The organism is Aeromonas intestinalis (assembly GCF_054052485.1).
Map to the genome: position 1 here is coordinate 1 of NZ_JBSTYK010000014.1, position 22635 is coordinate 22635.

The 22635-nt window shown below is 57.2% G+C and carries 36 protein-coding genes; 3 read left to right on the top strand and 33 right to left on the bottom strand.

Annotated features, from left to right (window positions below; genetic code table 11):
* Positions 1-422: 422 nt before the first annotated feature.
* The 28 genes from rplQ to rpsJ form a co-directional block, all read right to left on the bottom strand.
* A complete protein-coding gene (rplQ, locus tag ACW5W7_RS16625; protein WP_005307999.1) occupies positions 423-806 on the bottom strand; it encodes a 50S ribosomal protein L17 in 384 nt (127 codons plus the stop codon).
* Positions 807-849: 43 nt separating this feature from the next.
* A complete protein-coding gene (locus ACW5W7_RS16630; RefSeq protein WP_005307997.1) occupies positions 850-1839 on the bottom strand; it encodes a DNA-directed RNA polymerase subunit alpha in 990 nt (329 codons plus the stop codon).
* A 25-nt stretch (positions 1840-1864) separates the two neighbouring features.
* Complete coding sequence (gene rpsD, locus ACW5W7_RS16635; RefSeq protein ID WP_010672568.1) at positions 1865-2485, bottom strand: 30S ribosomal protein S4; 621 nt, start codon at positions 2483-2485, stop codon at positions 1865-1867.
* 40 nt (positions 2486-2525) lie between these two features.
* The gene (rpsK, locus tag ACW5W7_RS16640) at positions 2526-2915 is read right to left on the bottom strand and encodes a 30S ribosomal protein S11 (RefSeq protein ID WP_005319702.1); all 390 of its coding nucleotides are present in this window, start codon (positions 2913-2915) and stop codon (positions 2526-2528) included.
* A gap of 14 nt (positions 2916-2929) precedes the next feature.
* On the bottom strand, positions 2930-3286 hold the full coding sequence (gene rpsM / locus ACW5W7_RS16645; protein ID WP_005307991.1) for a 30S ribosomal protein S13: 357 nt from the start codon (positions 3284-3286) through the stop codon (positions 2930-2932).
* Between the two features lie 139 nt (positions 3287-3425).
* Positions 3426-3539 (bottom strand): 50S ribosomal protein L36, encoded by a 114-nt coding sequence (gene rpmJ / locus ACW5W7_RS16650; protein WP_005319705.1) that lies wholly within the window; start codon positions 3537-3539, stop codon positions 3426-3428.
* A 27-nt stretch (positions 3540-3566) separates the two neighbouring features.
* Complete coding sequence (secY, locus tag ACW5W7_RS16655) at positions 3567-4895, bottom strand: preprotein translocase subunit SecY (RefSeq protein ID WP_349920653.1); 1329 nt, start codon at positions 4893-4895, stop codon at positions 3567-3569.
* Between the two features lie 8 nt (positions 4896-4903).
* Positions 4904-5341: a 50S ribosomal protein L15 gene (gene rplO / locus ACW5W7_RS16660; RefSeq protein ID WP_005307987.1), complete on the bottom strand. Its 438-nt coding sequence runs from the start codon at positions 5339-5341 to the stop codon at positions 4904-4906.
* 2 nt (positions 5342-5343) lie between these two features.
* Positions 5344-5523: a 50S ribosomal protein L30 gene (gene rpmD / locus ACW5W7_RS16665; protein ID WP_005307985.1), complete on the bottom strand. Its 180-nt coding sequence runs from the start codon at positions 5521-5523 to the stop codon at positions 5344-5346.
* A gap of 6 nt (positions 5524-5529) precedes the next feature.
* Positions 5530-6030 carry a 30S ribosomal protein S5 gene (gene rpsE, locus ACW5W7_RS16670; RefSeq protein WP_100860714.1) on the bottom strand — a complete coding sequence of 167 codons (501 nt, stop codon included), beginning with the start codon at positions 6028-6030 and terminating at the stop codon, positions 5530-5532.
* Positions 6031-6044: 14 nt separating this feature from the next.
* The gene (rplR, locus tag ACW5W7_RS16675) at positions 6045-6398 is read right to left on the bottom strand and encodes a 50S ribosomal protein L18 (RefSeq protein WP_456502423.1); all 354 of its coding nucleotides are present in this window, start codon (positions 6396-6398) and stop codon (positions 6045-6047) included.
* A gap of 9 nt (positions 6399-6407) precedes the next feature.
* Positions 6408-6941 carry a 50S ribosomal protein L6 gene (gene rplF / locus ACW5W7_RS16680; RefSeq protein ID WP_349920652.1) on the bottom strand — a complete coding sequence of 178 codons (534 nt, stop codon included), beginning with the start codon at positions 6939-6941 and terminating at the stop codon, positions 6408-6410.
* Between the two features lie 13 nt (positions 6942-6954).
* Complete coding sequence (gene rpsH, locus ACW5W7_RS16685) at positions 6955-7347, bottom strand: 30S ribosomal protein S8 (protein ID WP_005307980.1); 393 nt, start codon at positions 7345-7347, stop codon at positions 6955-6957.
* A 19-nt stretch (positions 7348-7366) separates the two neighbouring features.
* Positions 7367-7672, bottom strand: a complete 306-nt coding sequence (gene rpsN, locus ACW5W7_RS16690; RefSeq protein WP_005331161.1) for a 30S ribosomal protein S14 — start codon at positions 7670-7672, stop codon at positions 7367-7369.
* A 10-nt stretch (positions 7673-7682) separates the two neighbouring features.
* Positions 7683-8222, bottom strand: a complete 540-nt coding sequence (gene rplE / locus ACW5W7_RS16695) for a 50S ribosomal protein L5 (protein WP_005331162.1) — start codon at positions 8220-8222, stop codon at positions 7683-7685.
* A gap of 13 nt (positions 8223-8235) precedes the next feature.
* Positions 8236-8553, bottom strand: coding sequence for a 50S ribosomal protein L24 (gene rplX, locus ACW5W7_RS16700; RefSeq protein ID WP_025325387.1), 318 nt, complete (start codon positions 8551-8553; stop codon positions 8236-8238).
* 11 nt (positions 8554-8564) lie between these two features.
* Positions 8565-8933, bottom strand: coding sequence for a 50S ribosomal protein L14 (gene rplN / locus ACW5W7_RS16705; protein ID WP_005307975.1), 369 nt, complete (start codon positions 8931-8933; stop codon positions 8565-8567).
* Between the two features lie 148 nt (positions 8934-9081).
* Positions 9082-9330, bottom strand: coding sequence for a 30S ribosomal protein S17 (gene rpsQ, locus ACW5W7_RS16710; RefSeq protein ID WP_005307966.1), 249 nt, complete (start codon positions 9328-9330; stop codon positions 9082-9084).
* The gene (gene rpmC / locus ACW5W7_RS16715) at positions 9330-9521 is read right to left on the bottom strand and encodes a 50S ribosomal protein L29 (protein WP_005307965.1); all 192 of its coding nucleotides are present in this window, start codon (positions 9519-9521) and stop codon (positions 9330-9332) included. Before rpmC ends, rpsQ begins: the two co-directional genes overlap by 1 nt.
* Entirely contained in the window at positions 9521-9934 is a 414-nt protein-coding gene (rplP, locus tag ACW5W7_RS16720) for a 50S ribosomal protein L16 (RefSeq protein WP_005307963.1), read from the bottom strand. The genes rpmC and rplP overlap by 1 nt, the downstream gene beginning before the upstream one ends.
* 13 nt (positions 9935-9947) lie before the next feature.
* Positions 9948-10661 (bottom strand): 30S ribosomal protein S3, encoded by a 714-nt coding sequence (gene rpsC / locus ACW5W7_RS16725; RefSeq protein ID WP_005307962.1) that lies wholly within the window; start codon positions 10659-10661, stop codon positions 9948-9950.
* Positions 10662-10664: 3 nt separating this feature from the next.
* Positions 10665-11009: a 50S ribosomal protein L22 gene (gene rplV / locus ACW5W7_RS16730; RefSeq protein WP_005319741.1), complete on the bottom strand. Its 345-nt coding sequence runs from the start codon at positions 11007-11009 to the stop codon at positions 10665-10667.
* 10 nt (positions 11010-11019) lie between these two features.
* A complete protein-coding gene (rpsS, locus tag ACW5W7_RS16735) occupies positions 11020-11298 on the bottom strand; it encodes a 30S ribosomal protein S19 (protein WP_005307960.1) in 279 nt (92 codons plus the stop codon).
* A 22-nt stretch (positions 11299-11320) separates the two neighbouring features.
* A complete protein-coding gene (gene rplB, locus ACW5W7_RS16740; protein WP_100292730.1) occupies positions 11321-12142 on the bottom strand; it encodes a 50S ribosomal protein L2 in 822 nt (273 codons plus the stop codon).
* A gap of 15 nt (positions 12143-12157) precedes the next feature.
* A complete protein-coding gene (rplW, locus tag ACW5W7_RS16745) occupies positions 12158-12460 on the bottom strand; it encodes a 50S ribosomal protein L23 (protein WP_005307955.1) in 303 nt (100 codons plus the stop codon).
* Entirely contained in the window at positions 12457-13062 is a 606-nt protein-coding gene (rplD, locus tag ACW5W7_RS16750) for a 50S ribosomal protein L4 (RefSeq protein WP_005340616.1), read from the bottom strand. The genes rplW and rplD overlap by 4 nt, the downstream gene beginning before the upstream one ends.
* A 17-nt stretch (positions 13063-13079) precedes the next feature.
* A complete protein-coding gene (gene rplC / locus ACW5W7_RS16755; protein ID WP_010672559.1) occupies positions 13080-13712 on the bottom strand; it encodes a 50S ribosomal protein L3 in 633 nt (210 codons plus the stop codon).
* Between the two features lie 22 nt (positions 13713-13734).
* Positions 13735-14046, bottom strand: a complete 312-nt coding sequence (gene rpsJ / locus ACW5W7_RS16760) for a 30S ribosomal protein S10 (protein WP_005307944.1) — start codon at positions 14044-14046, stop codon at positions 13735-13737.
* Positions 14047-14401: 355 nt separating this feature from the next.
* Here rpsJ and ACW5W7_RS16765 point away from each other — a divergent pair, with 355 nt between their 5' ends.
* On the top strand, positions 14402-15316 hold the full coding sequence (locus tag ACW5W7_RS16765; RefSeq protein WP_456502424.1) for a DMT family transporter: 915 nt from the start codon (positions 14402-14404) through the stop codon (positions 15314-15316).
* 37 nt (positions 15317-15353) lie between these two features.
* Here ACW5W7_RS16765 and envZ read toward each other — a convergent pair whose 3' ends face one another.
* On the bottom strand, positions 15354-16664 hold the full coding sequence (gene envZ, locus ACW5W7_RS16770) for a two-component system sensor histidine kinase EnvZ (protein ID WP_456502425.1): 1311 nt from the start codon (positions 16662-16664) through the stop codon (positions 15354-15356).
* Positions 16661-17380, bottom strand: a complete 720-nt coding sequence (gene ompR / locus ACW5W7_RS16775; RefSeq protein WP_434665093.1) for an osmolarity response regulator transcription factor OmpR — start codon at positions 17378-17380, stop codon at positions 16661-16663. Before ompR ends, envZ begins: the two co-directional genes overlap by 4 nt.
* A gap of 222 nt (positions 17381-17602) precedes the next feature.
* Between ompR and greB the strand changes: the two genes are divergently transcribed.
* Together greB and ACW5W7_RS16785 are read left to right on the top strand one after the other, a co-directional pair.
* Positions 17603-18076: a transcription elongation factor GreB gene (gene greB / locus ACW5W7_RS16780; RefSeq protein ID WP_100860708.1), complete on the top strand. Its 474-nt coding sequence runs from the start codon at positions 17603-17605 to the stop codon at positions 18074-18076.
* 180 nt (positions 18077-18256) lie between these two features.
* Entirely contained in the window at positions 18257-20587 is a 2331-nt protein-coding gene (locus tag ACW5W7_RS16785) for a Tex family protein (RefSeq protein ID WP_456502426.1), read from the top strand.
* A 103-nt stretch (positions 20588-20690) separates the two neighbouring features.
* Here the strand turns inward: ACW5W7_RS16785 and ACW5W7_RS16790 are convergent, their stop codons facing one another.
* The 3 genes from ACW5W7_RS16790 to bioH all read right to left on the bottom strand — a co-directional run bounded on the left by ACW5W7_RS16790 (position 20691) and on the right by bioH (position 22632).
* A complete protein-coding gene (locus ACW5W7_RS16790; protein ID WP_456502427.1) occupies positions 20691-21455 on the bottom strand; it encodes a putative metalloprotease CJM1_0395 family protein in 765 nt (254 codons plus the stop codon).
* 95 nt (positions 21456-21550) lie between these two features.
* Positions 21551-21784, bottom strand: coding sequence for a flagellar biosynthesis protein FlgE (locus ACW5W7_RS16795; RefSeq protein ID WP_456502428.1), 234 nt, complete (start codon positions 21782-21784; stop codon positions 21551-21553).
* Between the two features lie 83 nt (positions 21785-21867).
* On the bottom strand, positions 21868-22632 hold the full coding sequence (gene bioH, locus ACW5W7_RS16800) for a pimeloyl-ACP methyl ester esterase BioH (RefSeq protein WP_456502429.1): 765 nt from the start codon (positions 22630-22632) through the stop codon (positions 21868-21870).
* Positions 22633-22635: the final 3 nt, after the last annotated feature.

The window sequence follows — 22635 nt, forward strand, 5'->3', positions numbered from 1 at the left end:
AGGCTTTTCGAGGCACCGACCGGGGTTGTTTGCGTTGCCGCTTGCCCTGTCGATGGAGGCGCATTATAGGGAGCCAAAACTTTCTGGCAAGCCCTAGATCGCAATAAAACTGCAAAAATCGGCACTTTTTTAGTTATTCATAGCCAACCACAGCTTTTATACAAACTTATCCACAGAAATGCCTAATCCAGGGCTAAATTGGCTATGTCTCTATTGTGCAGATCAGGGCCCGGTATTGATTGGGGCATCTCGTTACCAGGTAAATGAACGTCACCTCGAGGATAAGAAATACCTATATAACAAGTGGCGCGATGAATACCGAGGCAGTTGAGGCAGTTGAGGCAGTTGAGGCAGTTGAGGCAGTTGAGGCAGTATCAGAATCCCTTAAAAGAAAAGCCGGGACAAGCCCGGCTTTTTCTTTATCACTCAGCAGCTGCTTCAGCAGCGGCCGGGCGGTCTACCAGCTCAATGTAAGCCATAGGGGCGTTGTCGCCTGCACGGAAACCGCATTTCAGAATGCGAGTATAACCGCCGGCGCGCTCCAGGTAGCGCGGGCCCAGTTCATTGAACAGCTTAGCCACGATCGCGTTATCGCGAGTGCGGGCAAATGCCAGGCGACGATTAGCAACGCTATCAGTCTTGGCAAGGGTGATCAGCGGTTCAACTACACGACGCAGCTCTTTTGCCTTAGGCAGAGTCGTCTTGATGATCTCATGACGAACCAGGGAGCTGGCCATGTTGCGGAACATAGCCTGACGATGGCTGCTGTTCCGGTTCAGTTGACGACCACTCAAACGATGGCGCATGACCTTATCCTTCTAACTAAATCTGTGAAACCCGTAATCTGGATTACTCGTCAGCGATGCTGGCGGGCGGCCAATTCTCGAGGCGCATGCCAAGAGACAGACCACGGGAGGCCAACACGTCCTTGATCTCAGTCAGGGACTTCTTACCGAGGTTAGGAGTTTTAAGCAACTCGACTTCGGTACGCTGTACCAGATCACCAATATAGTGGATAGCTTCTGCCTTCAGACAGTTCGCAGAACGAACTGTCAGCTCCAAATCATCGACAGGACGCAGCAGAATCGGATCAAACTCGGGTTTCTCTTCTTTCTTCTCGGGCACGCTGACATCGCGCAGATCCACGAAGGCTTCCAGTTGCTCGGCCAGAATAGTGGCAGAACGACGGATGGCTTCTTCTGGATCCAGAGTACCATTGGTCTCCATGTCGATAACGAGCTTGTCCAAGTCGGTGCGCTGTTCCACACGTGCCGCCTCAACATTGTAGGCGATGCGAACGATGGGGCTGAACGCGGAGTCCAGCAGCAGGCGGCCGATAGGACGCTCTTCATCATCGTTGTGAACACGGGCAGAAGCAGGCACATAACCACGACCGCGCTGAACTTTCAGGCGCATGCTGATCTCAGCATTGGCGCCAGTCAGGTGGCAGATTACGTGCTCCGGGTTTACGATCTCGACTTCATCACCGTGAGTGATATCACCAGCGGTAACGGGGCCTGTTCCAGACTTGGTCAGGGACAGAGTTACCTCGTCCTTGCCTTCCAGCTTCACAGCGATACCTTTCAGGTTGAGCAGGATTTCAAGAATGTCTTCCTGTACACCTTCTTTGCTGCTGTACTCGTGCAGTACTCCGTCGATCTCGACTTCAGTAACCGCACAACCGGGCATAGATGACAACAAAATACGACGCAGAGCATTGCCCAGCGTGTGACCAAAGCCACGCTCAAGCGGCTCGAGAGTCACTTTCGCGTGAGTCGGGCTAACTTGCTCGATGTCAACTAGCCGCGGTTTAAGAAAATCTGTTACAGAACCCAGCATTGTGTCCTCTCTTTAGAAGCTAGCTTTACTTGGAGTAAAGCTCGACGATCAGCTGTTCGTTAATGTCGGCAGACAGGTCGGAACGCTCTGGCAGGCGTTTGAAAGCACCTTCCATCTTAGCAGCGTCAACCTCTACCCAAGTCGGCTTCTCGCGCTGACCAGCAACTTCCAGGGAAGCTTTGATACGCGCTTGCTTTTTAGCCTTCTCACGAACGCAGATCACGTCCTCAGGGGATACCTGGAAAGAAGGAACATTCACGACACGGCCGTTTACCATGATGGCTTTGTGGCTCACCAGCTGACGAGATTCAGCACGAGTGGCGCCGAAGCCCATGCGGTAGACGACGTTGTCCAGACGACCTTCCAGCAGCTGCAACAGGTTTTCACCGGTGTTACCCTTTTGACGGGCAGCGTCGCGGTAGTAGTTGCGGAACTGTTTTTCCAATACGCCGTAGATACGACGTACTTTTTGTTTCTCGCGCAGTTGCACACCGTAGTCGGACAGACGCGCTTTACGCGCACCATGTTGACCAGGAACGGTGTCAATCTTGCACTTAGAATCAATCGCACGAACACCAGACTTCAGGAAGAGGTCGGTGCCCTCACGACGGCTAAGCTTAAGCTTAGGACCGATATATCTTGCCATCTTCTTTCTCCAACAATCCTAGACCAAGTAGCTACCAGCGTTACACGCGGCGCTTCTTGGGAGGACGACAACCGTTGTGCGGGATCGGAGTCACATCAGTAATGTTAGTGATGCGGAAACCAGCCGCGTTCAGAGCGCGGATGGAAGACTCACGACCGGGACCCGGACCTTTGACCATGACTTCCAGGTTCTTCACGCCGTATTCTTTGGCGATCTCACCAGCACGCTCAGCAGCTACCTGGGCAGCAAACGGAGTGGACTTACGGGAACCACGGAAACCGGAACCACCAGAGGTAGCCCAAGACAGAGCATTGCCCTGACGGTCAGTAATGGTCACGATTGTGTTGTTGAAAGATGCATGAACGTGCGCAATACCGTCGCTCACTTGCTTTTTAACGCGCTTGCGAGCACGAGTCGGAGTTTTAGCCATTTTCTACCTTCCCGTTACTTCTTGATAGCCTTGCGCGGACCCTTACGGGTACGAGCATTGGTCTTGGTACGTTGACCACGAACAGGCAGGCTACGACGGTGACGCAAACCACGGTAGCAACCCAGATCCATCAATCGCTTGATGTTCATGGAAATCTGACGACGCAAGTCACCTTCAACGGTGAATTTACCTACTTGCTCGCGCAGACTCTCGATCTGAGCTTCGTCCAAGTCTTTAATTTTCACATTCTCAGCAATACCGGCTGCGGCACAGATGGCCTTTGAGCGGGTACGACCGACGCCATAAATTGCAGTCAACGCAATGACTGCGTGCTTATGGTCAGGAATGTTAATGCCAGCGATACGGGCCACTGTTCACTCCTACGTAGCGTAGATAACGACCACCACAAAGCCCGTGAGCGGATACGTGGCGGTCAACCAATACACAACAAAAGTTGGCTGGCTATATTAGCCAGCACAACTATTTGTTGCAAGTACTAACCGTAAAAAATTAGCCTTGGCGCTGCTTATGCTTTGGCTCACTGCAAATCACACGCACCACACCGTGACGCTTGATGATTTTGCAGTTACGGCAGATTGCCTTAACGGAAGCACGAACTTTCATTGCTTAACTCCGTAACTACGCCGACCTTTAGCGGCCGTAGCCCTTCAGGTTGGCCTTCCTCAGGACGTCGCCATATTGATGAGACATCATATGGGTTTGTACCTGAGCCATGAAGTCCATGATAACCACCACGATAATCAGCAGCGAAGTGCCACCGAAGTAGAACTGTACGTTCCAGGCAGTCATCAAGAACTGAGGTACCAGACAGATAAAGGTTATATAGAGCGCACCTGCCAATGTCAGGCGTGTCATAACCTTATCGATGTAACGTGCTGTCTGCTCGCCCGGGCGGATCCCCGGGATAAAGGCTCCACTCTTCTTCAGGTTATCTGCTGTCTCGCGGGGGTTGAATACCAACGCGGTATAGAAGAAGCAGAAGAAGATAATGGCTGCTGCATAGAGCATTTCATACAGGGGCTGACCCGGCTGCAGGACCATAGAGACCTGTTGCAGGATATCAGCGACCTTGCCCTCGCCCTGGCCAAACCAAGAGGTAATGGTCCCAGGGAAGAGGATGATGCTAGATGCGAAAATCGCAGGAATCACACCGGCCATATTCACTTTCAATGGCAGGTGTGTGCTTTGCGCGGCGAATACCTGGCGGCCTTGTTGACGCTTGGCATAGTTAACGACGATACGACGCTGACCACGCTCCACGAACACCACAAAGTAAGTCACAGCGAAAACAATCAAGCCCAGCAACAACAACAGCAGGATGTGCAATTCCCCTTGACGTGCCTGTTCGGCCGTAGCGCCAATGGCATGAGGCAGACCGGCAACGATACCCGTGAAGATAATCAACGAGATACCATTACCAATCCCACGCTCGGTAATCTGTTCACCCAACCACATCAAGAACATGGTACCGGTGACCAGACTCACAACGGCTGTGAAATAGAAGCCCAAACCCGGATGAGTCACGAGTCCTTGCATCATATTCGGCAGACCGGTTGCGATACCAATGGCCTGGAAAGTTCCCAAAACCAGCGTGCCCCAACGGGTATATTGGCTAATCTTGCGACGGCCGGCTTCACCTTCCTTCTTGAGTTCAGCAAGAGCGGGGTGAACCACAGTCAGCAGCTGGATGATGATCGACGCCGAAATATACGGCATGATCCCCAGCGCAAGAATAGAAGCACGCGAGAGTGCACCACCACTGAACATGTTGAACATCTCAATGATGGTGCCCTTCTGTTGTTGGAACAACTCGGCCAGTACGGCGGCGTCAATACCAGGAATCGGCACATAAGAGCCTGCACGGAAAACGATAATCGCCCCGAGAACGAAGAGCAGACGGCTCTTCAGTTCACTCAGACCACCTTGTGCTTTAACATCCAATCCTGGTTTCTTAGCCATTGTACTGATTATTCCTCGATTTTACCGCCAGCGGCCTCGATGGCTGCACGTGCACCCTTGGTGACGGACAGACCACGAACGGTCACAGCACGGTCAATGTTGCCAGACAGAACAACTTTAGCGAACACGATGTTTTTGGTAATAACACCGGCTTGCTTCAGAGTGCTCACATCGACCACATCACCTTCTACCAGGGCAATTTCGTTCAGACGCACTTCGGCAGACACCAAAGATTTGCGGGAGAAGAAACCGAACTTCGGCAGACGGATTTTCAAAGGCATCTGGCCACCCTCGAAGCCGTTGCGAACTTTGCCGCCACCGGAACGAGAAGTTTGACCTTTAACACCACGACCACCAGTCTTGCCCAGACCAGAACCGATACCACGGCCCGGACGGTGCTTAACGCGCTTGGAACCAGCGGCCGGAGACAGAGTATTCAGACGCATGCTTAGCCCTCCACCTTAACCATGTAATAAACCTGGTTGATCATGCCGCGTACGCAGGGAGTATCTTCCAGCTCAACGGTGTGACCAATGCGACGCAGACCCAGACCACGCAGAGTCGCCTTGTGCTTTGGCAGACGGCCGATAGAGCTGCGAGTTTGAGTTACTTTTACAGTGTTAGCCATGTCGCATTACCCCAGAATTTCTTCAACGCGCAGACCACGCTTGGCAGCGATCTGTTCCGGCGATTGGCCGTGTACCAGAGCGTCGACAGTTGCGCGAACAACGTTGATTGGGTTGGTGGAACCGTAGGTCTTAGCCAGCACGTTGTGGATACCAGCCACTTCCAGCACGGCACGCATGGCGCCGCCGGCAATGATACCAGTACCTTGGGAGGCCGGCTTCATGAACACGGTGGAGCCAGAGTGAACACCGCGCACCGGGTGGTGCAGAGTGCCGTTGTTCAGCTCAACCTTGTTCAGGTTACGCTTAGCCTGTTCCATTGCCTTTTGAATGGCAGCCGGAACTTCACGGGCTTTACCGTAACCGTAACCTACACGGCCGTTACCATCACCCACCACGGTCAACGCGGTGAAGGACATGATACGACCACCTTTAACAGTTTTCGAAACACGGTTTACTGCAATCAGCTTTTCTTGCAGTTCGCCGGCTTGAGATTCGATTTTAGCCATCTTCGACTCCTAGCTTAGAACTGAAGACCAGCGTCACGAGCAGCGCTAGCCAGAGCGGCTACACGACCGTGATACTTGAAACCGGAACGATCGAAAGATACGTTCTGAACGCCTTTGGCAATCGCACGCTCAGCGATAGCTTTACCTACAGCGGTAGCTGCATCAGCATTACCGGTGTATTTGATAGCTTCACTGATGGCTTTCTCTACTGTGGAAGCAGAGGCCAGAACTTCGGAACCGTTGGCTGCGATAACCTGCGCATAGATATGACGCGGGGTACGGTGAACAACCAGACGGGTGGCTCCCAGTTCCTGCATCTTTTTCCGAGCACGAGTAGCACGACGGAGACGAGCTGCTTTCTTGTCCATAGTGTTACCTTACTTCTTCTTAGCTTCTTTAGTACGCACTTGCTCATTGGCATAGCGTACACCCTTGCCCTTGTAGGGCTCCGGAGCGCGGTAAGAACGGATATCGGCGGCGACTTGGCCAACCAGCTGCTTGTCCACACCACGGAGAACGATCTCAGTAGCGGTCGGGCATTCAGCGGTGACACCAGCCGGCAGCGCATGCTCTACCGGGTGAGAGAAGCCCAGAGCCAGCGCGACAGCATTGCCCTTGATGGAGGCTTTGTAACCTACACCAACCAGCTGCAGCTTGCGCTCGAAGCCTTGGGTAACACCGATTACCATGTTGTTGACCAATGCACGGGCAGTACCGGCCTGAGCGTCAGCACCAGCGATGCCGTCGCGCGGGGCGAACTTCAGTACATTGTCTTCTTTGGTCACTTCTACACCGGCGTGGATGGAACGAACCAGGGAACCTTTACCACCTTTGATGGACAGTTCCTGACCGTTCAGAGTCACCTCTACGCCAGCAGGAATAGTGACGGGTGCCTTAGCAACGCGAGACATTTCCGACCTCCTATTAAGCGACGTAGCAGATGATCTCACCACCCATGCTTGCCTTGCGGGCAGCACGGTCGGTCATCACACCTTTAGACGTGGACACGATAGCAACACCGAGACCGCCCATGACTTTCGGCAGATCAGTAGTGCGCTTGTAAATACGCAGGCCGGGACGGCTCACGCGTTGGATCAGTTCTACAACCGGCTTGCCCTGGAAATATTTCAGTTCAATTTCCAGTTCCGGCTTCACGTCACCAGCTACGGAGTAGCCAGCGATGTAACCTTCTTCTTTCAGCACTTTGGCAATAGCCACTTTCAGCTTGGAAGAAGGCATGGAAACCGCAACTTTGCTCGCCGCCTGACCGTTACGGATGCGGGTCAGCATATCCGCGATCGGATCTTGCATGCTCATAGTCTAACTCCCGAGATTCTTACCAAGAGGCCTTTTTGAGGCCTGGAATTTCGCCCTTCATGGCATGCTCACGCACCTTGATGCGGGACAGACCAAACTTGCGCAGGAAACCGTGCGGACGACCAGTAATATTGCAACGGTTACGCTGGCGGGACGGACTGGAATCACGGGGCAGCTGTTGCAGTTGCAAGACAGCGTCCCAACGCGCTTCTTCAGAAGCGTTCATATCAACGATGATAGCTTTCAGCTCGGTACGCTTGGTCGCGAACTTGGCTGCCAGCTTCGCACGCTTTGCTTCGCGCGCTTTCATGGATGTTTTAGCCATAACCCTAACCTTACTTGCGGAATGGGAAGTTAAAGGCAGCCAGCAGAGCACGGCCTTCTTCGTCGGTATTCGCGGAAGTGGTGATGGTGATATCCAGACCACGGACGCGATCGACCTTGTCATAGTCGATTTCCGGGAAGATGATTTGCTCACGCACGCCCATGGAGTAGTTACCACGGCCATCGAACGCCTTGGCGTTCAGACCACGGAAGTCACGGATACGCGGTACGGAGATGCAAATCAGCCGTTCCAGGAACTCCCACATACGCTCGCCACGCAGGGTTACTTTACAACCTATCGGGTAGCCTTCACGAATCTTGAAGCCCGCAACAGATTTGCGTGCTTTGGTGATCAGCGGTTTCTGACCGGAAATGGCAGCCATATCGGCAGCCGCATTTTCCAGCAGTTTCTTGTCAGAGATCGCTTCACCAACACCCATGTTCAGGGTGATTTTCTCGATCCGAGGGACTTGCATGATAGTCTTGTAACCGAACTGCTTGGACAGTTCATTTACTACATCGGATTTGTAGTAATCATGCAGTTTCGCCATCGTTAAACTCCAATTACTTCACAAGTTCGCCGGTGGATTTGAAGAAACGGACTTTCTTGCCGTCTTCAATCCGGAAACCAACGCGGTCAGCCTTGCCAGTGGCAGAGTTGAACAGCGCGATGTTAGATACATCGATGGGGGCTTCTTTGGTGACGATACCGCCAGCCTGACCCAGTGCGGGTACCGGCTTCTGGTGTTTCTTCACCTGGTTGATGCCTTCAACGATTACCTTACCTTTTGCAATCAGGACTTGAGTGACTTTGCCACGCTTGCCCTTGTCTTTGCCGGTAAGAACAATTACTTCGTCTTCGCGACGGATTTTAGCTGCCATCGTTCGACTCCTTACAGTACTTCGGGTGCCAGGGACACAATCTTCATGAACTTCTCATTACGGAGTTCACGGGTCACCGGGCCAAAAATACGAGTACCGATTGGCTGTTGGTTGTTGTTAAGCAACACAGCCGCATTGTTGTCGAAACGGATGACAGAGCCGTCCGGACGACGAACGCCTTTACGGGTGCGTACGACCACCGCGTTATACACATCACCTTTCTTCACTTTACCGCGAGGAATAGCTTCCTTGATGGAAACCTTAATGATGTCGCCGATGCCGGCGTAACGGCGGTGCGAACCACCCAGAACCTTAATACACATTACACTGCGAGCGCCGGAGTTGTCGGCAACACCCAGCATACTTTGCATCTGGATCATCTTAGTGCTCCGCTTTGTTTACTTCTTATCCCTTGCGGGGATCTGGCTGCCTTCAAAAGGCGCGAAACTATAACACAGCTATTTTTGAAAAGGTAGCCTAAAAAACAAACGGCCCCGATACGGGGCCGTTTGAGCTAAAAAGTACCGATTAGGCCTTTTCTACGACAGCAACCAGGGTCCAGGACTTGGTCTTGGACAGCGGGCGGCACTCGCGGATTTCCACGAGATCGCCAGCTTTACACTCGTTGTTCTCGTCGTGTACGTGCAGCTTGGTAGTGCGCTTGATGATCTTACCGTAGATCGGGTGCTTTACCTTGCGCTCGATAGCAACAGTGATGGACTTGTCCATCTTGTCGCTGATTACACGACCTTGCAGAGTACGGATCTTGTCAGTCATTACGCACCTGCCTTCTCAGTCAGTACAGTCTTGATACGTGCGACGTCACGACGCACTTGTTTCAGAGTGTGAGTCTGAGCCAGCTGGCCGGTGGAAGCTTGCATGCGCATGTTGAATTGCTCACGCAGCAGACCCAGCAGCTCCTGGTTCAGTTCTTCGACGCTCTTTTGACGCAGATCTTGGGCTTTCATCACATCACCGTCTTGATTACGAAAGTGGTCTGAACGGACAGCTTAGCAGCGGCCAGGGCGAATGCTTCACGGGCCAGAGCCTCGGGAACACCGTCCATCTCGTACAGAACTTTGCCAGGCTGGATCGGGCATACCCAGTATTCGACGTTACCCTTACCTTTACCCATACGAACTTCAAGGGGCTTTTCGGTAATCGGCTTGTCCGGGAACACACGGATCCAGATTTTACCCTGACGCTTAACGTGACGGGTCATGGCACGACGGGCTGCTTCGATTTGACGAGCAGTCAGTTGACCACGGGATGTCGCCTTCAGGCCGAAGGTACCGAAGGATACTTCGTTACCGGAGTTGGCCAGACCGCGGTTGCGACCCTTGTGGGTCTTGCGGAATTTAGTACGCTTTGGTTGCAACATTTACCGAATCTCCTTACTTGGCAGCGCGGCGCTTGTTGTCACGCTTGGGCTTCGCAGGAGCTTGCTCTTGAGCAGCGGCAGCATTGACTGCAGCCAGACCGCCCAGAACTTCGCCCTTGAAGATCCAAACTTTAACGCCGATCACACCGTAAGTGGTGTGGGCTTCAGAAGTTGCGTAGTCGATGTCGGCACGCAGGGTGTGCAACGGCACACGACCTTCACGGTACCATTCGGTACGCGCGATTTCAGCGCCGCCCAGACGACCGGACACTTCAACTTTGATGCCCTTGGCACCCAGGCGCATGGCGTTTTGTACGGCGCGCTTCATAGCGCGACGGAACATTACGCGACGTTCCAGCTGAGAAGTGATGCTGTCGGCAACCAGTTTGCCATCCAGCTCCGGCTTGCGGACTTCGGAAATGTTGATCTGAGCAGGCACGCCAGCAATAGTGGCTACAGCTTTGCGCAGTTTCTCAACGTCTTCGCCTTTCTTGCCGATCACGACACCCGGACGAGCGGTGTGAATGGTCACACGGATGCTCTTGGCCGGACGCTCGATAGTGATCTTGGACAAGGAAGCGTTTTTCAGCTCCTTGGTCAGGAACTGGCGTACTTGGAAATCGCTGTACAGGTTGTCAGCGAAGTCTTTGGTGTTCGCGAACCAGGTAGAATTCCAAGGCTTGGTAATACCCAGGCGAATGCCATTAGGATGTACTTTCTGACCCATTGCTTATCTCCCAGCCTTAGCGTCGGATACCACTACAGTGATGTGAGCGGTACGCTTGAGGATACGATCCGCGCGACCTTTGGCACGCGGGCGGATGCGCTTCATGGAGGGACCTTCGTCTACCATGATGGTGGCAACACGCAGGGCGTCGATGTCGGCGCCTTCGTTGTGCTCAGCGTTGGCAATGGCAGATTCCAGCACTTTCTTCACCAGAACAGCAGCCTTTTTCGGGCTGAAGGTCAGGATGTTCAGAGCCTTGTCTACGGACAGACCACGTACTTGATCGGCTACCAGACGAGCTTTCTGGGCAGAAGTACGGGCATAACGGTGTTTAGCGATAGCTTCCATCATTTATCCCTTAGCGCTTCTTAGCCTTCTTATCAGCAGCATGGCCGCGATAAGTACGAGTCGGTGCGAATTCACCCAGTTTGTGACCGATCATTTCTTCGGTAACGAAAACCGGAACGTGCTGACGACCATTATGGACAGCGATGGTCAAACCGATCATGTTCGGGATGATCATTGAACGACGGGACCAGGTCTTAACCGGCTTTTTATCCCCGCTTTCCACCGCTTTCTCTACCTTCTTCAGCAAGTGCAGGTCAATAAATGGACCCTTCTTGAGAGAACGTGGCATGGTGATTCCTCTATGTTAACAATTACTTGTTACGACGACGTACGATGTACTTGTCGGTACGCTTGTTCTTACGGGTCTTGAAGCCCTTAGCCTTCTGGCCCCATGGGGACACAGGCTGCATGCCCTTGTTACGACCCTCACCACCACCGTGCGGGTGATCAACCGGGTTCATCGCCATACCGCGAACGGTCGGACGAATACCACGCCAGCGGTTTGCACCGGCTTTACCCAGTTGACGCAGCATGTGCTCGGAGTTACCGACTTCACCGATGGTAGCGCGGCACTCGGCCAGAACTTTACGTACTTCGCCGGAACGCAGACGCAGAGTTACATAGTTACCTTCACGAGCCAGGATCTGGATGAAAGTACCAGCGGAACGAGCCAGCTGGGCACCTTTACCAGGCTTCATCTCTACGGCGTGAACGGTAGAACCGACCGGGATGTTACGCATCGGCAGGGTGTTACCTACCTTGATCGCAGCATCAGCACCAGAAGCGATAGCATCACCTGCTTTCAGGCCTTTCGGAGCCAGGATGTAACGACGCTCACCGTCTGCATACAGCACCAGGGCGATGTTTGCGGTACGGTTAGGATCGTATTCCAGACGCTCTACTTTGGCCGGAATGCCGTCTTTGTCGCGCTTGAAGTCGACCAGACGGTAGTGTTGCTTGTGACCACCACCGATGTGACGAGTGGTGATGCGGCCGTTGTTGTTACGACCACCGGACTTGCTTTTGCTGTCCAGCAGAGCGGCGAAGGGCTTGCCCTTGTACAGCTCTTGGTTGACGATCTTGACGACGTGGCGGCGGCCCGGAGAAGTAGGCTTGCACTTAACGATTGCCATTTTTGAGAACTCCTCTTACTCGGCTGCGCCCATGAAGTCGATGTCCTGACCCGCTTTCAGGGTGACATAAGCCTTCTTCCAATCGGAACGACGGCCTACGCGTGCACCTGCGCGCTTGGTCTTACCCTTCATGTTCAGGGTACGGACGGTCTCAACTTCGACCTCGAACAGTTTCGCAACTGCAGCTTTGACTTCCGCCTTGGTGGCATCAACAGCAACTTTGAACACGATAGTGTTCTGCTTTTCTGCAACCATGGTGCTCTTTTCAGAGATGTGCGGAGCCTTCAGAACTTTCAACAGACGTTCTTCGCGGATCATGCCAGCATCTCCTCGATTTGCTTCACTGCATCAGCAGTCATCAGAACCTTGTCGAAGGCGATCAGGCTGACCGGGTCGATACCGGCAACGTCACGCACGTCAACTTTGTACAGGTTGCGAGCAGCCAGGAACAGGTTCTCATCGACTTCAGCGGTCACGATCAGAACGTCAGTCAGTTCCATCTCTTTCAGCTTGGCGATCAGTTCTTTGGTCTTCGGAGCTTCGATGCCGAATTTCTCAACAACGATCAGACGCTCTTGACGTACCAGCTCGGACAGGATGCTACGGATAGCGCCGCGGTACATCTTCTTGTTTACTTTTTGGCTGTGATCTTGCGGCTTAGCAGCAAAGGTCACACCACCGGAACGCCAGATGGGCGAACGGATGGAGCCAGCACGGGCACGACCAGTACCCTTCTGACGCCACGGCTTTTTGCCGCCACCAGACACTTCAGAGCGAGTCAGCTGCGCACGAGTACCCTGACGGGCACCAGCGGCATAAGCAACGACAACCTGGTGAACCAGGGCTTCGTTGAATTCGCGCCCGAAGGTAGTCTCGGAAACTTCAAGAGCGCTCTTGGCGTCTTTCATTACCAATTCCATTACTATCTCCTCAGACGTTACGCTTTGACGGCAGGTTTAACGATCACGTTGCCGTTGGTTGCACCCGGTACTGCGCCTTTGATGAGCAGCAGGTTGCGTTCAGCGTCAACACGAACCAGTTCCAGGTTCTGAGTCGTTACACGCTCAGCACCCATGTGACCAGCCATCTTTTTGCCCTTGAATACACGGCCCGGGGTCTGGTTTTGACCGATGGAGCCAGGTACACGGTGGGACAGAGAGTTACCGTGGGTCATATCCTGGGTACGGAAGTTCCAGCGCTTAACAGTACCGGCAAAACCTTTACCCTTGGATGTGCCGGTAACGTCTACCAGCTTAACGTCAGCGAGAAGATCTACTTTCAGCTCGCTACCAACAGTGAAAGTTTCACCGTTGTTCAGGCGGAATTCCCACAGACCGCGACCGGCTTCTACACCAGCTTTGGCAAAGTGGCCAGCTTCCGGCTTGGTTACACGGCTGGCTTTCTTGGCGCCAGTGGTAACCTGAATAGCGTTGTAGCCGTCGGTTTCTACAGATTTGACCTGAGTTACACGGTTAGCTTCAACTTCGATAACAGTCACCGGGATAGAAACGCCATCTTCGGTGAAGATGCGAGTCATACCCACTTTGCGACCTACAAGACCGATTGTCATTGTTATCAACCTCTTTCCGTAATTAACCCAGGCTGATCTGGACGTCTACACCAGCTGCCAGATCCAGACGCATCAGAGCGTCTACGGTCTTGTCAGTCGGTTCAACGATGTCTACCAGACGCTTGTGAGTGCGGATCTCGTACTGATCACGCGCGTCTTTGTTGACGTGCGGGGAGATCAGAACGGTGAAGCGCTCTTTGCGAGTCGGCAGCGGAATAGGACCGCGAACCTGCGCGCCGGTGCGCTTTGCAGTTTCAACGATTTCCGCAGTGGATTGATCGATCAGGCGATGATCAAAAGCCTTCAGGCGGATACGGATTCTTTGGTTCTGCATTGACAGAGCTCCAATAGATAAAAGAACATAAATCAACACCGCCCGACCGGGATTACTCCCGCCAGAGGTGTGATTTTTCACGTTTCCCCCCATATCGGGAGGACTGTATGGCTGGCCCGCGTAAACGAGAAGCTCAGCATGCAGACATATCGTCTGGCTTACCTCATGGGTAAGCGGAGGGGATTATACGGATTTTTTCAATTCATGCAAGAGAAGGCGAACAGATTGTGCACAATCATCCGTCGCAGACGGATCTCGCCCAGGCGGCCTCGCCTGACCTCGATACCATGATGACGACAAGGTGCCGAGCGGACTGTTAAACTGCGCCCCTGCCTCTGTCAACGGAACGACCGCGATGCTCAAAGATCAGAAGAAAGCCTACCAGTATGGACTCTGCGCCGTGGCGCTCTGGTCGACAGTCGCCACCGCCTTCAAGATATCCCTCACCTATTTCGAGCCCGTGCAGTTGCTGCTCGTCGCGGCCTTCACCTCGACCCTGACCCTCACCGCCATCGTCGCCAAGCAAGGCAAGCTGCCCCTGCTGCTGAACTACATCCGGGCTCGCCCTCTCTATTATCTGGCCCTGGGGGTACTGAACCCCTTCCTCTATTACCTGTTGCTGTTCAAGGCCTATGATTTGCTGCCCGCCCAGCAGGCTCAGACCCTCAACTACACCTGGGCCATCACCCTCAGCCTGCTGGCGGTTCCCTTCCTCGGCCAGAAGCTGCGCCGCCGGGACGGGGTCGCCATCGTGCTGGGCTACTTCGGCGCCCTGGTCATCGCCACCAAGGGAGACGTGTTCGGCCTGCAGTTCGACAGCCCCCTCGGCGTGACCCTGGCGCTGGTATCGACCCTCATCTGGGCCGGCTACTGGATCCTCAACACCCGCAATCAAGGGGATCCCATCGTCAGCCTGCTGCTCGGCTTCCTCATCAGCCTGCCTTTCATCGTCGTGGCGACCTGGCTGATAGCGGGCTTCGCCATGACCGCCTGGCAAGGCTGGGCCGGCGCCATCTATGTGGGGCTGTTCGAGATGGGCTTCGGCTTCGTGCTCTGGCTGATGGCCCTGCGTCACGCCACCAACACGGCCCCCATCAGCAACCTCATCTTCATCTCACCCTTCGCCTCGCTGGTACTGCTGAATCTGCTCATCGGCGAGACCATACACCCGGCCACCCCCATCGGATTGGCGCTGATCGTGGCGGCCCTGCTCACCCAGCAACTCAAATACGGCAAGCGCTACCGCAACAAGGTCGGCTCGGAAGGCTGAAAACACAGAGGGCGCATCCTCCGATGCGCCCTCTGTCTCAATCTATCCACTCCAGCGGCTGCTGCTTGGGCAGCCGTATCTCCACCAGCAGGCCCCCGAGTGCCGAGCCACCGAGCCGTATGGTGCCGTGATGCAGAGAGACTATCTTGGCGACGATGGCCAGCCCCAGGCCACTGCCGCCGACGGTACGTGCCACATTGCCCTGGGTGAAGGGCTTGAGCACCCGCTGATAATCCTGCTCCGCGATGCCGGGGCCATTGTCAGAGAGCCGTAGTCGTACCCAGTGGCCATCATCCTTGAGCTCGGCCTGCAAGCGGCTCGCCCCGTAGCGCAGTGAGTTGCCCGACAGATTGTTGAGGATGCGCCTCAGGCTAACGGGGTTGCAGGCCACCCGCACCGCCTGCTCCGGCAACAGCAGCTCCACCTCCAGGCCCTGATCGGTCTGCATCAGCAGGGCATCGTGGATCAGCTGGGTCAGGTCGATCTGCTGGATGTCCAGCCCCTCGTCCGGCCGGATGTAGTCGATGAACTGATCGATGATGGCATTGGACTCGTCGATGTCCGCGTTGATGCTCTCCTTGAGGTACTCATCCCCGGAAGACATCATCTCGGTCGCCAGCCGGATGCGGGTCAGGGGGGTTCGCAAGTCATGGGAGACCCCCGCCATCATCAGGTTGCGCTCTTCTATCAGACTCTTGATGGAGCTCGACATGTGGTTGAAGGTGCGGGTCAGACGGCGTACCTCCCGGGAGCCCTGCTCACTCAGCGCATCGGGGAAGTTGCCGCGGGCCACCGCCACGGCCCCCGCCTCCAGATCCTCCAGCGGGCGCACCAGCTGGCGGGCGAATCGCCAGGCCGCGAACAGGGTCACCACCAGCAGCACGCTCATATAGAGCAGCAGCGGCTCAATATCGTCATCCTCAATCTCGGTCAGCGGGATCCGCACCCACATCTGGCTGGCCTGGGGCGGCTGGATCCAGATGATGTAGTGATCCTGGATCTCGACCCTGACCTTGGTCTTGCCCTTCAGCTCGTTGCTGATGTTCTCTTCCAGGTAGGGATAGGGTTTGGAGTCGTTGAGTCCGTGCTGCTCCGCTTCGCTCTGGGTATAGATGTCGCTGCCGGTCGCCACATAGACCAGGGCCTCGGCGTCTTCGCTCAGGGCCAGCTGATTGCTGTCGATGGGGAAGATGAGCTTGACCTGGTTGGCCAACAGATGGCTGATCTGATTGACCGCCGGCGACAGCAGATAGTTGTAGAAGGTGACATAGGAGACAAACTGATAGACCACCAGCACGGCAGCCAGAAACCAGAGCATGCGGGAAAACATGCTGCTCACTCGTTTCATGCGCCATCACCGTCCGGTACGAACACATAGCCCAGACCCCAGACGGTCTGCAGATAGCGCGGCTGGGCGGGATCCTGCTCCAGCAACCGGCGCAGGCGGGAGACCTGCACGTCTATGCTGCGCTCGGTGGCGGTGTACTCCCGCCCCCGGGCCAGATTCATCAGCTTGTCGCGGGAGAGCGGCTCGCGCGGGTGGCTCACCAGCACCTTGAGCACGGCGAACTCGCCGCTGGTCAGGGCGACCGGTTCTCCGTCCCGGCTCAGCTCCCGGGTCGCCAGGTTGAGTTGATAGGCACCGAAGGTCACCATCTTCTCGGCAGCGGAGGGGGCGCCGGGCAGCTCGACGGTATGACGGCGCAACACGGCGCGGATCCGGGCCAGCAGCTCGCGGGGATTGAACGGCTTGGGCAGATAGTCATCGGCCCCCATCTCGAGACCGACGATGCGATCCACCTCGTCCCCCTTGGCGGTGAGCATGAGCACCGGGATCTGGTTGCCCGCTTCCCGCAGGCGGCGGCAGATGGAGAGGCCATCTTCCCCCGGCAGCATCAGATCCAGCACCATCAGGCTGAAGTTCTCACGCGTCAACAGCCGGTCAGCCTGCTCGCCGTTGGCGACCCCCCGTACCATGAACCCCTGCTCGGTAAGATAACGCTCCAGCAGGGAACGCAGTTTCAGGTCATCGTCGACCACCAGGACCTTGTATTGCTGACTCATGCTTGCCACTCCTCTCTCGCTGCCCCCAATACTAGGGCTCCCCCTCCCAACGGCAAAGCATAAATATGTTACCGGTTATTACCCCGGGCGCGGCTAAAACCCCGGGCTATGGTCAGAGCCCGGGCCTCTCTGATACCTTTGCCCCCAAAGCCGGGGCGCCATCATCAAGAGTCCTGGCAGAACAACCTCCCTCATCAGGTCGTAACAGGGGCTGATTACGCCATGAAAACCAAACTCATCACGCGAGAAGGCTACAACAGGCTGCGACAAGAGCACGACATGCTGTGGCGAGAGGAGCGGCCCGAGGTCACCAAGAAGGTGGCCTGGGCGGCCAGCCTCGGCGATCGCAGCGAGAATGCCGACTACCAGTACAACAAGAAGCGGCTGCGGGAGATCGACCGCCGGGTGCGCTACCTGCGCAAGTGTCTGGAGGAGCTCACCATCGTCGACTACGCCCCCTCCCAGGAGGGCAAGGTGTTCTTCGGCGCCTGGGTCGAGGTGGAGAGCGAGGAAGGGGAGACCAAGCGCTTTCGCATCGTCGGTTATGACGAAATCTTCGGTCGCAAGGATTACATCTCCATCGACTCCCCCATGGCCCGCGCCCTGCTGAAGAAAGAGGTGGGTGACGAGGCCATAGTGCGTACGCCCGTGGGTGACGCCTGCTGGTATGTGAACGAGATAAGCTACCCCCGTTGAACCGCCGAGGGAGCCCCACTCCCTGCCGCCATGCCCCCGGCCGGGCTGGCATCCACCGTCCCCAGCCCCTATAGTGCTCCCACCCGGCGCCCAGGGCGCAAACCGGCCGGGTGGTGCCCCTTGCTGAGCCAGGACGCCACCTCAGTCCAGTTGGATAGAACCGACCATTAGAGATCCCCGATGCAGAGCCAACTCATAGAGAGACAGATCGCCACCGAGCTGAATGCTCGTCCCGATCAGGTGCAGGCCGCCGTGCGCCTGCTGGACGAGGGGGCGACCGTCCCCTTCATCGCCCGTTACCGCAAGGAGGTGACCGGCGGGCTGGACGACAGCCAGCTGCGTACCCTGGAGAGCCGCCTCGGCTACCTGCGGGAACTCGAAGATCGCCGCCAGGTGATCATCCGCTCCATCGAGGAGCAGGGCAAACTCACCCCGGAGCTCGCCCGCGACCTGCGCGAGGCGGACAGCAAGACCCGGCTGGAAGATCTCTACCTGCCCTACAAGCCCAAGCGCCGTACCAAGGGGCAGATGGCCATCGAGGCCGGACTCGAGCCCCTGGCGGATCGGCTGCTCGCCGATCCCATGCGTGACCCCGAGCAGGAGGCCGGCGCCTTCCTCAACACTGAACAGGGCATCAATGACAGCAAGGCTGCCCTCGACGGTGCCCGCTACATATTGATGGAGCGCTTCGCCGAGCAGGCCGACCTGCTGGAGAAGCTGCGGGACTACCTGTGGCACAACGCCACCCTGCGTGCCCGGGTAGTGGCGGGCAAGGAGCAGGAAGGGGCCAAGTTCAAGGATTACTTCGAACACGACGAACCCCTGCACAAGGCCCCCTCCCACCGGGTGCTGGCCATGCTGCGCGGCCGCAACGAGGGGGTGCTCAACCTGGCGCTGGTGACCGGCGAGGATGAGAGCGCCAGCCCCTGCGAAGGGATCATCGCTCATCACCTCAAGCTGAACCTGCAGAACCGTCCGGCGGACAAGTGGCTGCAGGGGGTGGTGAGCTGGACCTGGAAGATCAAGCTGTCGCTCCAGATGGAAACCGAGCTGGTCGGCCGAATCCGTGAGAGTGCCGAAGAGGAGGCGATCCAGGTGTTCGCCATGAACCTCAAGGATCTGCTGATGGCGGCACCAGCCGGCATGCGCTGCACCATGGGGCTGGATCCCGGCATCCGTACCGGGGTCAAGGTCGCCGTGGTGGATGCCACCGGCAAGCTGGTCGATCACACGACCATCTACCCGTTCGAGCCGAAGAAACAGGTGGATCAGAGCCTGCGCACCCTGAGCGAGCTGTGCCAGAAGCACAAGGTCGAGCTCATCAGCATCGGCAACGGCACCGCCTCCCGGGAAACCGACCGCCTGGTAAGCGATCTGTTCGAACGCTACCCGGCGGCCAAAGCCCAGAAGATAGTCGTGAGTGAAGCTGGCGCCTCCGTCTATTCCGCCTCCGAACTCGCCTCCCAGGAGTTCCCGGATCTCGACGTCTCCATCCGTGGCGCCGTCTCCATCGCCCGCCGGTTGCAGGATCCCCTGGCCGAGCTGGTCAAGATCGATCCCAAGAGCATCGGGGTCGGCCAATACCAGCACGATGTGGGCCAGAGCCAGCTGGCCCGCAGGCTCGATGCCGTGGTCGAGGATTGCGTGAACGCAGTCGGGGTGGATGTGAACACCGCCTCGGTCGCCCTGCTCAACCGGGTCTCCGGCCTCTCCCAGACCCTGGCCCAGAACATCGTTGCCTACCGGGACGACAACGGCGCCTTCCACAATCGCCAGCAGCTGCTCAAGGTAAGCCGGCTCGGTCCCAAGGCGTTCGAGCAGTGCGCCGGCTTCCTGCGCATTCGCGGCGGCAGCAACCCGCTGGACGGCTCGGCGGTTCACCCGGAGTCCTACCCCGTGGTGGAGAGGATCCTGGCACGGCTCCAACAGCAGGTGGAGAGCCTGCTCGGCAACAGCAGCCTGCTGCGGGGTCTGAAACCCGCCGACTACACGGATGAGCGTGTCGGCGTGCCCACCGTCACCGACATCATCGGCGAGCTGGACAAGCCGGGCCGCGACCCGCGCCCCGAGTTCAAGACCGCCACCTTCAAGGAAGGGGTCGAGAAAATCAGCGACCTGGTGCCCGAGATGGTGCTGGAGGGGGTGGTCACCAACGTCACCAACTTCGGCGCCTTCGTCGACATCGGGGTCCACCAGGATGGCCTGGTGCACATCAGCTCCCTGACCGATCGCTTCGTGAAAGATCCCCGCGAGGTGGTCAAGGCCGGCGACATAGTGCGGGTCAAGGTGCTGGAGGTGGACGCCCCCCGCAAGCGCATCAGCCTGACCATGCGTTTGCAAGAGAAGGCCGGCGAGAAGAGTGGGCCAGGGCGCAAGCCGGCGGAGCCACGCCAGGGCAACGCCGGTCGGGACAAGCCGCGCAGCGAGCCGCGGCAGAGTGCCCCCCAGACCGGCATGGGGGGCGCCATGGGCAACGCCTTCGCCGCCGCCCTCTCCAAGGCCAAGAAGTAAGAGAGCAAGATACAAAAAGCCCCGCGAGGGGCTTTTTACTGGGTATGCACATTGAATGCCTTGCCAGCGGCGCGGGGGATGTGGGCTCCACTGACCCGGCCGTTCAGATATCCTGGCTGAAATAGTGGCGGGGGGCGGGACGGCTTGCCTGCTGATAATGCTGCGCAATCACCTGGTTGCGTCTGTCCATATAGGCCCCGAGCGGGCTGGGCGACGTCTCGGCATCGGCGGCCATCAGCGCCTTGCGGGCCTGCGCCTCCTTGACCGTGGCGCTGCGGGCCACACTCAGATCCTGAGAGGAAGGCTCTATCGGTGCCAGCGCAGCGGCACGCACCTGCTGCATCTTGACCAGGGTCGCAGCCGGATCTCCGTGGATGACGCCGACATCGATGGCGACTTCCCCCCCACTCGCATAGCGCCTGCCATCCGGCCCCCGGGCATACTCGTAGGTCGGGCTGCCCGCGAGCTCGCCACCGGCCGTCTGGTGGGCCTGCTCATGCTTGCGTACCTCGAGATCCCGCTCCGCCAGCGCCTCTGCCTGCCGCCGCTGCTTCTGTTGCTCCTGCAGACCGGACTCCTGCTGCCTGCGCTTGCCCTCCTCATCCGTGGCCTCCACGAAACGATGGGGCAGGGTTGCCGGATGGCCGGTCTGGGCACTCTCTCTGCTGGACTGGGACTGTGGATTGGCATTGCCGGGGGCCGATCGGGATCGATCTTTTTGGGAGGCGACACCGGATTCGGCATTGGCGGCCTCCCCTTGCCGTAACTGGGGCACCAGCTCGGCACGGCGATTGTCAGTCTGCGCTGCTTCCGTCTGCGGATGCAGCTGGTTCGGCACCATGGTTGGCAGACTGACATTGACGTTCATCTCAGGCTCCGGTGCTGTGCAAGCTGCACATCGAACCCGTCTGCGGATGCAGCTGGTTCGGCACTGTGGGCGGCAGACTGACGTTGATGTTCATCTCAGGCCCGGATATCGATCAGGGTACCCATCATGTCGCTGGCGGTCTGGATCACCTTGGCGGAGGCGCCGGCCTGCAACTCGGCGACCTTGAGGTTGACCAGCTCATCCGGCAACTGGACCTGGTCACCCGCCGGGGTATTGAGGCGGGCTATCTGGCTGGAGGCCTGGGCTGCCTGTTGCTCCGCCCGCTGGAAACCCTGCCCCCCCGTAGTCATGGCTGAATCGATACGCATGGCTTCTCTCCTCTGTCGTTGGCCAATTATCAACCAGAACGGGGCGTTATTGAAGCCTTGAGCGCATTATTCGACCAATGGGCTCAGCCGACAAACTCCCGTACCAGGGCGATGAACTGATCAGGATGGGAGATGAAGGGGGCATGGGAGGCCTTATCCAGCACCCGGCTCTGGCTGTGGGGATAACGCTCGTCCAGCAGTCCAATGCTGGCCTTGGGCACCAGGGAATCCAGCCGACCATAGATGCGCAGCCAGGGCAGGCTCAGCGTCGTCAGCTCGTCGCGCAGATCGATCTCCGCCAGCAAGCCGAGACCGGCTTCCAGCGCAGCGAGCTGGGGGGCCGGGCGTTCTGCCAGCCAGTGGCGCAACTGACGGATATCGTCGCGGGCGTGTTCACTGCCCATGGCCTGGATCGCGAGGAAGCGCTCTATGGTCTGCTTGAAATCCCCCGCCAGCATCTGGTTGAAACCGGCCAGCACCTTGGGTGCTATGCCCGGCCAGTCATCCCGCGCCATGAAGCAGGGGGAGCTCGCCACCGTGATCAGGGATTGCACCCGCTCAGGCTGCATCAGGGCCAGCTGGCTCGCCACCAGGCCACCGAGGGACCAGCCGAGCAGATGAGAACGCGCGGGCATGACGGCGGCAACCTGCTCCGCCAACCAGGGCAAGGCGTAATCACTGCCTGCAGGCAGTGGACTGTTGCCAAATCCCGGCAGATCGATCAGGTGCAGACGATAATGCTGCGCCAGTGCCGGCATCACGCCGTGCCAGACGGCCCCGTTCATCCCCCAGCCATGCAGCAACACCAGATCCGGCCCCTGGCCAAACCGTTCAACCGATATGCTCATCTA

Excerpts from the sequence above, each read along its gene's own strand:
- rplQ (WP_005307999.1), bottom strand. The coding sequence starts at position 806 with ATGCGCCATCGTTTGAGTGGTCGTCAACTGAACCGGAACAGCAGCCAT.
- ACW5W7_RS16630 (WP_005307997.1), bottom strand. The coding sequence starts at position 1,839 with ATGCTGGGTTCTGTAACAGATTTTCTTAAACCGCGGCTAGTTGACATC.
- rpsD (WP_010672568.1), bottom strand. The coding sequence starts at position 2,485 with ATGGCAAGATATATCGGTCCTAAGCTTAAGCTTAGCCGTCGTGAGGGC.
- rpsK (WP_005319702.1), bottom strand. The coding sequence starts at position 2,915 with ATGGCTAAAACTCCGACTCGTGCTCGCAAGCGCGTTAAAAAGCAAGTG.
- rpmJ (WP_005319705.1), bottom strand. The coding sequence starts at position 3,539 with ATGAAAGTTCGTGCTTCCGTTAAGGCAATCTGCCGTAACTGCAAAATC.
- secY (WP_349920653.1), bottom strand. The coding sequence starts at position 4,895 with ATGGCTAAGAAACCAGGATTGGATGTTAAAGCACAAGGTGGTCTGAGT.
- rplO (WP_005307987.1), bottom strand. The coding sequence starts at position 5,341 with ATGCGTCTGAATACTCTGTCTCCGGCCGCTGGTTCCAAGCGCGTTAAG.
- rpmD (WP_005307985.1), bottom strand. The coding sequence starts at position 5,523 with ATGGCTAACACTGTAAAAGTAACTCAAACTCGCAGCTCTATCGGCCGT.
- rpsE (WP_100860714.1), bottom strand. The coding sequence starts at position 6,030 with ATGGCTAAAATCGAATCTCAAGCCGGCGAACTGCAAGAAAAGCTGATT.
- rplR (WP_456502423.1), bottom strand. The coding sequence starts at position 6,398 with ATGGACAAGAAAGCAGCTCGTCTCCGTCGTGCTACTCGTGCTCGGAAA.
- rplF (WP_349920652.1), bottom strand. The coding sequence starts at position 6,941 with ATGTCTCGCGTTGCTAAGGCACCCGTCACTATTCCTGCTGGCGTAGAG.
- rpsH (WP_005307980.1), bottom strand. The coding sequence starts at position 7,347 with ATGAGCATGCAAGATCCGATCGCGGATATGCTGACCCGCATCCGTAAC.
- rpsN (WP_005331161.1), bottom strand. The coding sequence starts at position 7,672 with ATGGCTAAAACATCCATGAAAGCGCGCGAAGCAAAGCGTGCGAAGCTG.
- rplE (WP_005331162.1), bottom strand. The coding sequence starts at position 8,222 with ATGGCGAAACTGCATGATTACTACAAATCCGATGTAGTAAATGAACTG.
- rplX (WP_025325387.1), bottom strand. The coding sequence starts at position 8,553 with ATGGCAGCTAAAATCCGTCGCGAAGACGAAGTAATTGTTCTTACCGGC.
- rplN (WP_005307975.1), bottom strand. The coding sequence starts at position 8,933 with ATGATCCAGATGCAAAGTATGCTGGGTGTTGCCGACAACTCCGGCGCT.
- rpsQ (WP_005307966.1), bottom strand. The coding sequence starts at position 9,330 with ATGACTGACAAGATCCGTACTCTGCAAGGTCGTGTAATCAGCGACAAG.
- rpmC (WP_005307965.1), bottom strand. The coding sequence starts at position 9,521 with ATGAAAGCCCAAGATCTGCGTCAAAAGAGCGTCGAAGAACTGAACCAG.
- rplP (WP_005307963.1), bottom strand. The coding sequence starts at position 9,934 with ATGTTGCAACCAAAGCGTACTAAATTCCGCAAGACCCACAAGGGTCGC.
- rpsC (WP_005307962.1), bottom strand. The coding sequence starts at position 10,661 with ATGGGTCAGAAAGTACATCCTAATGGCATTCGCCTGGGTATTACCAAG.
- rplV (WP_005319741.1), bottom strand. The coding sequence starts at position 11,009 with ATGGAAGCTATCGCTAAACACCGTTATGCCCGTACTTCTGCCCAGAAA.
- rpsS (WP_005307960.1), bottom strand. The coding sequence starts at position 11,298 with ATGCCACGTTCTCTCAAGAAGGGTCCATTTATTGACCTGCACTTGCTG.
- rplB (WP_100292730.1), bottom strand. The coding sequence starts at position 12,142 with ATGGCAATCGTTAAGTGCAAGCCTACTTCTCCGGGCCGCCGCCACGTC.
- rplW (WP_005307955.1), bottom strand. The coding sequence starts at position 12,460 with ATGATCCGCGAAGAACGTCTGTTGAAAGTTCTGAAGGCTCCGCACATC.
- rplD (WP_005340616.1), bottom strand. The coding sequence starts at position 13,062 with ATGGAATTGGTAATGAAAGACGCCAAGAGCGCTCTTGAAGTTTCCGAG.
- rplC (WP_010672559.1), bottom strand. The coding sequence starts at position 13,712 with ATGACAATCGGTCTTGTAGGTCGCAAAGTGGGTATGACTCGCATCTTC.
- rpsJ (WP_005307944.1), bottom strand. The coding sequence starts at position 14,046 with ATGCAGAACCAAAGAATCCGTATCCGCCTGAAGGCTTTTGATCATCGC.
- ACW5W7_RS16765 (WP_456502424.1), top strand. The coding sequence starts at position 14,402 with ATGCTCAAAGATCAGAAGAAAGCCTACCAGTATGGACTCTGCGCCGTG.
- envZ (WP_456502425.1), bottom strand. The coding sequence starts at position 16,664 with ATGAAACGAGTGAGCAGCATGTTTTCCCGCATGCTCTGGTTTCTGGCT.
- ompR (WP_434665093.1), bottom strand. The coding sequence starts at position 17,380 with ATGAGTCAGCAATACAAGGTCCTGGTGGTCGACGATGACCTGAAACTG.
- greB (WP_100860708.1), top strand. The coding sequence starts at position 17,603 with ATGAAAACCAAACTCATCACGCGAGAAGGCTACAACAGGCTGCGACAA.
- ACW5W7_RS16785 (WP_456502426.1), top strand. The coding sequence starts at position 18,257 with ATGCAGAGCCAACTCATAGAGAGACAGATCGCCACCGAGCTGAATGCT.
- ACW5W7_RS16790 (WP_456502427.1), bottom strand. The coding sequence starts at position 21,455 with ATGAACGTCAATGTCAGTCTGCCAACCATGGTGCCGAACCAGCTGCAT.
- ACW5W7_RS16795 (WP_456502428.1), bottom strand. The coding sequence starts at position 21,784 with ATGCGTATCGATTCAGCCATGACTACGGGGGGGCAGGGTTTCCAGCGG.
- bioH (WP_456502429.1), bottom strand. The coding sequence starts at position 22,632 with ATGAGCATATCGGTTGAACGGTTTGGCCAGGGGCCGGATCTGGTGTTG.